Source organism: Gemmiger qucibialis (assembly GCF_027689445.1).
Taxonomy (GTDB): Bacteria; Bacillota; Clostridia; order Oscillospirales; family Ruminococcaceae; genus Gemmiger; species Gemmiger qucibialis.
Genome location: NZ_JAQFEN010000016.1, coordinates 18,695 through 27,687 on the forward strand (window position 1 = coordinate 18,695; position 8,993 = coordinate 27,687).

An 8,993-nucleotide genomic window follows, 5' to 3' on the forward strand; every position below is an offset into this window, starting at 1 on the left:
GATTATGAAAATTTTACTGGACGCAATGGGTGGCGATAACGCCCCGAAATCGACCGTACAGGGCGCAGCCGATGCGGTAAAAGAGTTTGGTGATGGCATGACCCTGGCCCTGCTGGGTGATGAAGCCAAGATCAAGGCCGCTGCCCAGGAGCTTGGCGTGGACCTGACCCCCTTTGAGCTGATTCACTGCACCGAGGATGTGGATATGCACGATGACCCGGTCAAGGCCGTGCGCCACAAAACGGATTCCAGCCTGGTCAAAGGCCTGACGATGCTGAAAAACGGCGAGGCGGATGCCTTTGTTTCCGCCGGTTCCACCGGCGCGCTGCATGTGGGCACCAGTTTGATCGTGCGCACCGTCAAGGGGGTCAAGCGCCCGGCGCTGGCTACTTGCATGCCGGGCAAAAAGCAGCCGTTTTTGCTGCTGGACTGCGGCGCAAACGCCGAATGCCGTGCCGAGATGCTGAATGCCTTTGGCACCATGGGCAGCGTGTACATGAATAAGGTCATGGGCCGCAAGGACCCCGCCGTCGCGCTGGTGAACAACGGCGCCGAGGACACCAAGGGCACCCCGATGTACCGCGAAGCCCACGGCCTGCTGAAAGCAAACCCGGCCATCCGCTTTGTGGGCAACATTGAGCCGCGTGATATTATGGCTGGTGAGGTGGACGTTATCGTCTGCGACGGCTTTGTGGGCAATGTGGTGCTGAAGCTGACCGAGGGTGTGGCAGGTACTTTGCTGGGCATGCTGAAAGACATCTTTATGCAGAGCATTGTGACCAAGCTGTGCTACCTTGGCGTAAAAGGCGGGCTGCGCAATCTGAAGCACATGATGGACTCTGAGGAGATCGGCGGTGCACCGCTGCTGGGCGCGGCAAAGCCGGTCATCAAGGCACACGGTTCCAGCAAGGCCAAGGGCATCAAGAACGCCATCCGCCAGGCAAAGCTGTGCGTTGCCAATGACCTGTGCGGCACCATGCAGAGCGCCCTGGTCGAAGTAGCCGCCAAGGCCGCAGCAGAAAAGACAGACGCGGAATAAAACGGCATATCGTGCGAAAATTGAAATGTTATGCCCGCCCATTGGAAATGGCCGGTACCAAAATATAGGCAGCGGGCGCACAATGTGCACCCCTACGGGATAGCCGCAAAACCAAAGCCCATTGCAGGGGCGGGCATTGCCCGCCCGGCCTGCAAAACATCCCGATATACAATCGCAAAACAGAGAGAACGAAAGGTAAGGCAATCTTATGACCACGCGTACCCCTGAGGAATTGGAAGAAAAGCTGCATTACCATTTTAAGAATAAAGAACTGCTCATCACGGCGCTGACCCACAGCTCTTACGCCAACGAGAGCAAAACCCCTACGCTGTATAACGAGCGGCTGGAATTTTTGGGCGACAGTGTGCTGTCCGTTGTGGTGGCAAACTATCTGTTCCACCATTCCACCCGCCCGGAGGGCGAACTGTCCCGCATGCGCGCTTCGCTGGTCAGCGAGGACGCGCTGTTCCAGTTTGCGCAGGAGATCGACCTGGGCTCTTACCTGCGGCTGGGCCGCGGCGAGGAGCTGGGCGGCGGGCGCTGCCGCCCCAGCGTGGTTTCGGATGCGTTTGAAGCCACCATTGCCGCTTTGTTCCTGGACGGCGGCATTGAGACCGCCCGCAACTTTATCCTGCCGTTCATCACGGAGGGCAAAACCGCCGAGGATGACCACAAGACCGCCCTGCAGGAAGTGGTGCAGAAACACCCGGACGACCGCCTGACCTACACCGTGACAGGGGAATCCGGCCCGGCGCATGATAAGCGGTTCCAGGTTACTGTGGCGCTGAACGGCAAGGCGCTGGCTGTGGGCGAAGGCCGCAGCAAAAAGGCTGCGGAACAGCAGGCTGCCAAAGCGGCGCTGACCAAGCTGGAACAGCAGGCATAAAAAGGGGCATCTATGCGCTTAAAAGAACTTGAGATACAGGGCTTCAAGTCCTTCCCGGATAAAACGCGGATCACCATTGGCGAAGGCATTACCGGTGTTGTGGGGCCGAACGGCTCCGGCAAAAGCAACATTTCGGATTCCATCCGGTGGGTTCTGGGCGAAACCAGCTCCAAACAGCTGCGCGGTGCGGGCAAGATGGAGGACGTTATTTTTGGCGGCACCCAGACCCGCGGCGCAATGGGCTATGCGGCGGTATCGCTGACCATTGATAACTCCGATCATGGGCTGGAAATGGACGCGGACGAAGTAACCATTGGCCGCCGCTATTACCGCAGCGGGGAGAGCGAGTATACCATCAACGGCCAGAGCGTGCGCTTAAAAGATGTGTACGAGCTGCTGCTGGATACCGGCCTTGGGCGCGATGGCTACGCCATTGTGGGTCAGGGGCGCATTGCGGAGATCGTTGGTGCAAAATCCACCGAGCGGCGCGAGATTTTTGAGGAAGCATCTGGCATTGCCAAATACCGCTACCGCAAAAATGAAGCCGAACGCCGCCTGGCCGCGGCGGAGGGCAATCTGGAACGCCTGCGGGATATTCTGGGGGAGCTGGAAAAGCGGGTTGGACCCCTGAAACGCGACAGCGAAAAGGCGGAGCAGTTCCTGGCATATTCCGAGACCCGCAAGGGGCTGGAAATTACCCTGTGGGTGGATTCAATCCGCCGCGCACAGGATACGGTGCGGGACCAGCAGCGCAAGTATGAGGCGGCGGAAAGCGACTATGCACGCATTTCCCGCCAGCTGGATGAATTTGACACCCGCACCGAAGCCCTGCGCGCCGAAGCCCAGCAGCTGATGCTGCAGGTGGAGGAAGCAAACGCTGAAATCCGCACCATTACCGAGCAGAACGCCGGGAGCGAAAGCCAGCTGGCAGTTTTGCAGAACGAAACCGAACACGCGAACGAGCAGATCCGCAGCGCCAGCGATGAGCTGACCCGCGCCGGGGAAGGCGCAAAGGGGATTGCGCAGGAAGCGGACGAGCACAAAGCGGAAATCACCCAGCTGCAAACCGTGCTGCAAAATCTGGATGCCGAGGCGGACAAGCTGCGCCAGCAGCTGAACACGCTGGAACAGCAGGCGCTGCAAAGCGGTGAGCGGCGGGAGATCGTGAGCGCCGCCATGGCCCGCATGCAGCAGAATGCCACTGCCCTGCAGGTGCGGGGTGCGGGGCTGCAATCCGCCGTGGAAGCGGCCCGCGCCCAGCTGAACGGCCTGAAAAACCAGGAAGCCGCCGCGGGTGATGTGGCACAAAAACTGACCGAGGAACGGGACGCTGCTGCCGAGCACCTGAAAGAGTGCGAGGAAGCCGTGACCCGCAACGATAATATCCGCTCCGGCTTAAAGCTCAAGCTGGAAAGCCGCCGCCGCCAGCAGGCGGAAGCCGCTGAAGCTTTGCAGAAGGCCGCAGCGGATAAAAACAACACCGCCCAGCGCATCCGCATTCTGGAGGATCTGGAGCGCAACATGGACGGCTATCAGCAGAGCGTAAAAGCCGTCATGCGCGCCGCGGGCGGTGGGCGGCTGCGGGGCATCATCGGCCCGGTGGCCGGTATCCTGAGCGTGCGCAAGGGGTACGAAATCGCAATTGAAACGGCACTTGGCTTTGCGCTGCAGAACATTGTAGTGCAGGACCAAGGCTGCGCCCGCGCGGCCATCACCTTTTTGAAGGAAGAACGCGCCGGACGCGCAACCTTCCTGCCGCTGGATACCGTGCAGGGCAGCCGATTCAATGGCCGCCTGACCGGCACGGCGGAGGTGGCCGCCGACCTGGTGGAGACCGCCCCCCAGTACCAGCATATTATTGATAACCTGCTGGGCCGCATTATTGTGGTGGAGGATCTGGGCGAAGCGTCGGTGGTGGCCAAAAATCTTGGCTACCGCAACCGCATTGTCACAATGGACGGCCAGGTCATCAACGCAGGAGGTTCCTTTACCGGCGGTTCCACCGCGCGCAGCGTGGGTGTGTTCAGCCGCAAGCAGGAACTGGACGAACTGCGTGCCAAGGTGCTGAAACTGGACGAGCGCCGCGCAGCAGCCGAAAAGGAAGCCGCCGCCCGCAAAGCGGAGGTGGATAACCTGACCGCCCAGCTGGCCGGTGCCGAGAGCGAGGGCATGACCGCCGCTGCGGCCCGCCTGAAAGCCGAGATGGAGCTGGATCAGCTGAACACCGCGCTGGAAGAGGGCAAGAATGCTGCCGCCCACCGCGGGCAGGAGATCGCCGCGCTGGAACAGCAGCTGCGGGAGAACACTGCGGCCGCCGCCCAGGCAGAAAACGCCCGCAAACAGGCGGAAGCCGAGATTGAAACGCACCGCAAAGAGCTGGAAAGCCTGGGCGCTTCCACCAGTGATGTGACCCGCCAGCGGGAGGAAGCATCGCAGAAACTTTCGGATAACCGAATGCAGAAGCTGCGCACCGAGAAGGACCTGAGCCTGCACGAAGCAGCGCTGGAAACCCTGAAAGGCCGCAGCGGCGAAGCCGAAGCCCGCGTGCGGGAACTGCAGGCCAATGTGGCCGCCGCCAAAGAGCGCATTGCCGCCAATGAGCTGCGCGCCAATGAAATCAAGCGAGCCAGAGAAGAAAACAAACAGAAGATCACCGCGGCGGAGGAAACCATCCGCAAGGCTAATGCCGAGCGCATGGAAAAGGAAGCCGCTGTGACCCGCCTGACCCAGGAAAACCGCACCCTGACCGATGAGCGCGAGCGGATGAGCGGCGAGATGGCCCGCCTGGCCGAGCGCAAGACCGCGGCGGAAACTGAGCTGAACACCACTGCATCCAAGCTGTGGGAGGAATACCAGCTGACCGAAGCCGAGGCGGAAAAGCTCTGTGTACCCTTTGCCAATGTGGCAGACCTGCGCCGCCAGGTGGCCGAAGTGCGCGGCAAGATCCGCGTGCTGGGCAACGTGAATGTGGGCGCGATCGAAGAGTACAAGGAAGTTAAAGAACGGTACGACTTCATGAAAGCACAGGTCACCGATGTGGAGAAATCCCGCGCAGAGCTGAACCGAATGATTGCCGAGCTGTGCAGCGAAATGCAGGAGATGTTCACCGCCAGCTTTAAGGAGATCAACCGCAACTTCGGTGCGATCTTCCGCGAGCTGTTCGGCGGCGGTTCGGCGAGGCTCTATCTTTCGGATGAGAACGATGTGCTGAACTCCGGCATTGAAATTCAGGTTTCGCCCCCCGGCAAGGTCATCAAAAACCTGTCGGCTCTGTCCGGCGGCGAACAGGCGCTGGTGGCCATCAGCATTTATTTTGCCATTCTGGCCGTCAACCCGTCGCCGTTCTGCATCCTGGACGAAATTGAAGCTGCACTGGACGATGTGAACGTTACGCGCTATGCGCAGTATCTGCGCCGCATGACCGAACGCACCCAGTTCATCGTTATCACCCACCGCCGCGGCACCATGGAAGCAGCTGATGTGCTGTACGGCGTGACCATGCAGGAGGATGGTGTTTCCAAGATCCTGCGCCTTGACCTTGAGAACGTTTCCGCTGATCTGATCAGTTAATTCAAAGGAGGAACCGCCATGGGATTCTTCGATATTTTTAAGAAAAAGAAGAAAATGAGCGATGGCCTGGAAAAAACCAGAACGGACTTTTTCCAGAACATCGTCAACACCTTGACCAGCTCTGTTATTGATGATGACCTGTATAATGATTTGGAAGAGCAGCTGATTCTGGCCGATGTCGGCCCCAGCTGCGCGGTGCGTTTGGTGGACGAGCTGCGCGACGAGGTAGAGATCAACGGCCTGCATACCGGCCAGGAAGCGCTGGATGCCCTGCGCGATATCATCCGCCGCGAGGTAAGCCCCAAAACTGACCTGGACCTGAGCGGCAAACCGGCGGTTATTCTGGTTGTGGGCGTGAACGGCGTGGGCAAAACCACCACCATTGCCAAGCTGGCTTATCTGTACAAGGATCTGGGCAAGCGGGTCATGCTGGCGGCAGGCGATACCTTCCGCGCAGCGGCCAGCGAACAGCTGGAAACCTGGGCCGACCGTGCCGGGGTGCCGCTGGTCAAGGCGGGCGAGGGCGCTGACCCCGCAGCCGTGATTTTTGATGCGGTCAAATCCGCCACGGCCCGCGGCTATGATATGGTCATTGCCGATACCGCAGGCCGCCTGCACAACAAAAAGGGCCTGATGGATGAGCTGGCAAAGATCAGCCGCAGCGTGAAAAAGGCCAGCCCGGATGCCAGCCTGGAAGTGCTGCTGGTGCTGGATGCCATTACCGGCCAGAACGCCATCAGCCAGGCGCAGGAGTTCTGCCGCGCCGCCGGTGCCACCGGCGTTGTGCTGACCAAGCTGGACGGCACCCCCAAGGGTGGCTGCATCATCGGTGTGCACGAAAAGCTGGGCCTGCCCATCCGTTTTGTGGGCGTGGGGGAAAAGATCGACGACCTGATCTTCTTCTCCGCCACCGATTTTGCCGAAGCCCTGCTACCGGAGGTTCCGCAGCATAAAAAAGAGGAAACGGAGCAGGCAGGGGAGGAACAGGCATGATCGTTTGTGCAGCCACCAACAATGCGGGCAAGCTGAAAGAGCTGCGCCGCATCCTGACCCGCTGCGGCCACGAGGTAAAAAGCCTGCGGGAACTGGGTGTAACCCTGGACCCGGAGGAAACCGGAACCACCTTTGCGGAAAACGCAAAGATTAAGGCCGAAGCCTTTTGCAAGGCAACCGGCCTGCCCACCGTGGCGGATGATTCCGGCCTGTGCGTGGATGCCCTGAACGGGGCACCCGGCGTGTACAGCGCACGCTATGCGGGTGAGCACGGCAACGATGCCGCCAACAACGAAAAGCTGATGGCAGAGATGCAGAATGTGCCGGTGGGACAGCGCGCCGCCAAGTTCGTTTCGGCGGTCTGCCTGATCCTGCCGGATGGGCGGGAGCTGGTTGTGACCGGCGAATGCCCCGGCAGTGTGGCCCTGACCCCGGCGGGCGATAACGGTTTTGGGTATGACCCGCTGTTTGTCCCCGATGCCGTCGGCCTGCCCGGCGGCGGCACGGTACCCAACACCGCACACCGCACCTATGCCGAGCTAGCCGATGCCGAAAAAGACGCCATCAGCCACCGCGGCCGCGCCATGGAAAAGCTGGAAGCCGAGCTCGCCGCATTTTTGGGCGAATGAGCCGCAGAGAAAAACTGAATAGAACGATTTGATTTTGACTGAACAATAAGGAGCGAACAATGTCTTTGACAAGCAAACAGCGCGCCGCACTGCGCGGCATGGCCAACACCATGGAGCCGGTTTTCCAGATCGGCAAGGGCGAAATTGATGAAACGCTGATCAAGGGCGTGGATGACTGCATCAAAGCCCGCGAGCTGATCAAGCTGAAGGTGCTGGAAAACAGCGAGTATGATGCCCGCGAGGCTGCCGACATCCTGTGCGAAGCCATCCATGCAGAGTGCGTGCAGGTGATTGGCCGCAAGTTTGTGCTGTTCCGCAAAAAGCCGAAGGAATCTGCTTATGCGGAACTGCTGAAAAAGTAAGATGAAAGCACTGCTATTTGGCGGCACATTTGACCCGCCCCACGCCGGGCACATGAACAACCTGCGGGCCGCCATGCAGGCGGTGCAGCCGGATGTGGTGCTGGTTATGCCGGCGGGCATCCCACCCCACAAGCACGCTAGCGCAACGCCGGGCGAACTGCGCCTTGCCATGTGCGAATGCTTTAAGGCGCTTGGCCCCCAGGTGCAGGTGAGCCAGTGGGAAGTGGACCGCGCGGGCCGCAGCTATACCTATAATACCGTCAGCATGCTGCAGGAAAAGTATCCCGGCGCTCAGCTGTATATGACAATTGGCAGCGATATGCTGGAAACATTTGATGAATGGTACCGCTGGCGGGAAATTTTGGCTATGGTCACCCTGGTGGTGCAAAGCCGGGAACCCGGCGATGGCGACGCTCTGTGTGCAGCAGCCCAAAAGCTGGAAGAAGCAGGCGGGAAGATCATGTTTGCGGATGCCCCGGTGCTGGAGTGTGCCTCCAGCGATATCCGCGCAGGAAAGTATCCCCCTGCCCGGCTGAAGGAGCTGCTGCCCCCGCCGGTGGCGGATGTGATACACCGGAACGGGCTGTACGGCAAGCTGATTTGAAGCCATAGATAGGGTACAATAAAATAGGGAAAGGATGCGGATCTTGATGACAGTGGACGAAGCAAAAGCGCTGGTAAAAAGCCGTTTGAGCGAAAAGCGTTACAAGCACACCATAAATGTAAAAAAAATGGCAGTCAAGCTGGCAAAACGCTATGGCGCGGATGAGGAAAAGGCCGCATTAGCGGCACTTTTGCACGACAGCGCGAAAGAACTGCCCAAGGCAGAGATGTTGCAGATTTTTGCTGACAATGCTATAATAGCTAAAAATGCCGCCAAGCGCCCTGCGCCGGTGTGGCATGGGTACGCGGCCTCGGTTTTGTGCCAGACACAGTGGGGTGTGACGGACCCGGAAATTTTATCTGCCATAGAGTGCCATACCACTGGCAAAAAGAACATGAGCCTGTTGGACAAGATTATTTACATGGCGGATATGACCAGTGCCGAACGGGATTACCCCGGTGTGGAGGCGCTGCGTGCCGAGGAAATGCTGAACCTGGACCTGGCGCTGTGCCATGCACTGGAACAAAGCATTGCTTTTGTGCGCGAAAAAGGCAACCCACTGGACCCCGATACCGTTGCCGCACTGGATGATGCCCGCGCGGCCTGCACCCGATAAAGGGGCAGGCACTGCCTTTTGCGGGTGTGCCGTAACCGAATAAGATGAAAGACCAGTTCCCATCGTTTGAATAAAAGGGAGGAACGTTATGAGCGAGATCCGCAGGGTAAACACCGGCGATGCGCCGCGCAATGTCTACCATGCTGGTGACGCGCCGCGCACGGTGAACACCGGGCGTACTGTGAAAACAGGCAGTGCGTTGAATCAGGATGAGTACGAAGCTGCCCGCCGCCGTGCACAGCAGCTTGCCGCCAATAACACCCGCCGCACCCGCAGCTTTAACCGTGTGCAGCA

General features: G+C 59.5%; 9 protein-coding genes. All 9 read left to right on the forward strand.

Features of this window, described 5'->3' with window-relative positions; translation table 11 throughout:
- Positions 1-4 precede the first annotated feature (4 nt).
- Positions 5-1,039 (forward strand): phosphate acyltransferase PlsX, encoded by a 1,035-nt coding sequence (plsX, locus tag PG062_RS14465; RefSeq protein WP_270752816.1) that lies wholly within the window; start codon positions 5-7, stop codon positions 1,037-1,039.
- Positions 1,040-1,247: 208 nt separating this feature from the next.
- Positions 1,248-1,925 carry a ribonuclease III gene (gene rnc, locus PG062_RS14470; protein ID WP_113999709.1) on the forward strand — a complete coding sequence of 226 codons (678 nt, stop codon included), beginning with the start codon at positions 1,248-1,250 and terminating at the stop codon, positions 1,923-1,925.
- 12 nt (positions 1,926-1,937) lie between these two features.
- Positions 1,938-5,495, forward strand: a complete 3,558-nt coding sequence (gene smc / locus PG062_RS14475; protein WP_270752817.1) for a chromosome segregation protein SMC — start codon at positions 1,938-1,940, stop codon at positions 5,493-5,495.
- A gap of 18 nt (positions 5,496-5,513) precedes the next feature.
- Complete coding sequence (ftsY, locus tag PG062_RS14480; protein WP_113999711.1) at positions 5,514-6,488, forward strand: signal recognition particle-docking protein FtsY; 975 nt, start codon at positions 5,514-5,516, stop codon at positions 6,486-6,488.
- The gene (rdgB, locus tag PG062_RS14485) at positions 6,485-7,117 is read left to right on the forward strand and encodes an RdgB/HAM1 family non-canonical purine NTP pyrophosphatase (protein WP_113999712.1); all 633 of its coding nucleotides are present in this window, start codon (positions 6,485-6,487) and stop codon (positions 7,115-7,117) included. Before ftsY ends, rdgB begins: the two co-directional genes overlap by 4 nt.
- Positions 7,118-7,176: 59 nt before the next feature.
- Complete coding sequence (locus PG062_RS14490) at positions 7,177-7,479, forward strand: YhbY family RNA-binding protein (RefSeq protein ID WP_113999713.1); 303 nt, start codon at positions 7,177-7,179, stop codon at positions 7,477-7,479.
- A gap of 1 nt (position 7,480) precedes the next feature.
- The gene (gene nadD, locus PG062_RS14495) at positions 7,481-8,083 is read left to right on the forward strand and encodes a nicotinate (nicotinamide) nucleotide adenylyltransferase (protein WP_270752819.1); all 603 of its coding nucleotides are present in this window, start codon (positions 7,481-7,483) and stop codon (positions 8,081-8,083) included.
- A 46-nt stretch (positions 8,084-8,129) separates the two neighbouring features.
- Positions 8,130-8,699 carry a bis(5'-nucleosyl)-tetraphosphatase (symmetrical) YqeK gene (yqeK, locus tag PG062_RS14500; RefSeq protein WP_270752821.1) on the forward strand — a complete coding sequence of 190 codons (570 nt, stop codon included), beginning with the start codon at positions 8,130-8,132 and terminating at the stop codon, positions 8,697-8,699.
- Between the two features lie 88 nt (positions 8,700-8,787).
- Positions 8,788-8,993 (forward strand): hypothetical protein (locus PG062_RS14505; protein WP_270752822.1); only part of this gene is annotated, 206 nt, incomplete at its 3' end.

Coding starts and splice junctions, on each gene's coding strand:
- plsX (WP_270752816.1), top strand. CDS start 5: ATGAAAATTTTACTGGACGCAATGGGTGGCGATAACGCCCCGAAATCG.
- rnc (WP_113999709.1), top strand. CDS start 1,248: ATGACCACGCGTACCCCTGAGGAATTGGAAGAAAAGCTGCATTACCAT.
- smc (WP_270752817.1), top strand. CDS start 1,938: ATGCGCTTAAAAGAACTTGAGATACAGGGCTTCAAGTCCTTCCCGGAT.
- ftsY (WP_113999711.1), top strand. CDS start 5,514: ATGGGATTCTTCGATATTTTTAAGAAAAAGAAGAAAATGAGCGATGGC.
- rdgB (WP_113999712.1), top strand. CDS start 6,485: ATGATCGTTTGTGCAGCCACCAACAATGCGGGCAAGCTGAAAGAGCTG.
- PG062_RS14490 (WP_113999713.1), top strand. CDS start 7,177: ATGTCTTTGACAAGCAAACAGCGCGCCGCACTGCGCGGCATGGCCAAC.
- nadD (WP_270752819.1), top strand. CDS start 7,481: ATGAAAGCACTGCTATTTGGCGGCACATTTGACCCGCCCCACGCCGGG.
- yqeK (WP_270752821.1), top strand. CDS start 8,130: ATGACAGTGGACGAAGCAAAAGCGCTGGTAAAAAGCCGTTTGAGCGAA.